Genomic DNA, 1,273 nt, shown 5'->3' on the forward strand with positions numbered 1-1,273 from the left:
GGTCCTGGCCCAGGACGACCGGCTCATCGGCTACGTGGCGGCCCGTCCGGACGCGGCCGTCCGCCCCGCGGAGCTGGCGGCGCACCTGCGCGACCGGCTGCCCGACTACCTGGTGCCGTCCGCGTTCGTCCTGCTGGACGCGCTGCCGCTGACGCCGAACGGGAAGCTGGACCGGGCTGCGCTGCCCGCTCCCGACCTCGGCTCGGCCGAGGCCGGGCGGGCGCCGCGCACCCCGCAGGAGCAGATCCTGTGCGAGCTGTTCGCCGAGGTGCTCGGCGTGCCGCGGGTCGGGGTCGACGACGACTTCTTCGGCCTGGGCGGGCACTCGCTGCTCGCCACCCGGCTGGCCGCGCGGGTGCGCTCGGTGCTCGGTGTGGAGCTGGGACTGCGCGCGCTGTTCCAGGCGCCCACCGTGGCGGGCCTGGCCGAGGCGCTGGCCGAGGCCGGCCGCGCCCGCCCGGCGCTGACCGTGCACGAGCGGCCGGAGCCGGTGCCGCTGTCCTTCGCCCAGCGCCGGCTCTGGTTCCTGCACCGCATGGACGCCGCCGCAGCGACCTACCACATCCCGCTGGCACTCCAACTGACCGGGACACTCGACCGAGCGGCACTGGACCAGGCGTTGGTCGACGTGGTGGCCCGGCACGAGAGCCTGCGGACGGTCTTCCCGGAGGCCGACGGCGTACCCTGCCAGCGCGTCCTGGACCCGGCCGAGGCCCGCCCCCGGGCACGGCTGACCGAGGTGTCGGAGGACGAACTGCCGGACCGGCTCGCCGAGTTCGCCCGGCGGCCCTTCGACCTGGAGGCGGAAGCGCCGCTGCGGGCGGAGCTGTTCGCGATCGCGCCGGACGAGCACGTGCTGCTGCTGGTGATGCACCACATCGCGGGCGACGGCTGGTCCACCGGTCCGCTGGCCCGCGACCTGGCCGAGGCCTACGCCGCCCGGAGCGAGGGGCGTGCGCCGGGCCGGCCGGACCTTCCGGTGCAGTACGCCGACTACACGCTGTGGCAGCGTGACCTGCTCGGCGACGCCGCCGACCCGCAGAGCCGGTTCGCCGAGCAGCTCGACTACTGGAAGCGACAGCTCTCCGAGCTGCCGGAGCTGCTCCAACTGCCCGCCGACCGGCCGCGGCCCGCCGTCGCGGGCTGGCACGGGGACCACGTCGGCCTGGAGTTGAGCCCCGAACTGCACGCCGCTCTGGCGGAGTTGGCGCGGCGTTCGGGTGCGAGTCTGTTCATGGTGCTGCAGGCGGCGTTGGCGGCGCTGTACACACGC

1 protein-coding gene is annotated in these 1,273 nt (G+C 75.5%); it reads left to right on the top strand.

The window, feature by feature from the left end:
• Positions 1 to 1,273 (top strand): condensation domain-containing protein (locus tag ACFVWU_RS44955; protein WP_387632534.1); only part of this gene is annotated, 1,273 nt, incomplete at both ends.

Origin of the sequence: Kitasatospora sp. NPDC058190, assembly GCF_042883685.1 — a bacterium.
Lineage (GTDB): Bacteria > Actinomycetota > Actinomycetes > Streptomycetales > Streptomycetaceae > Kitasatospora.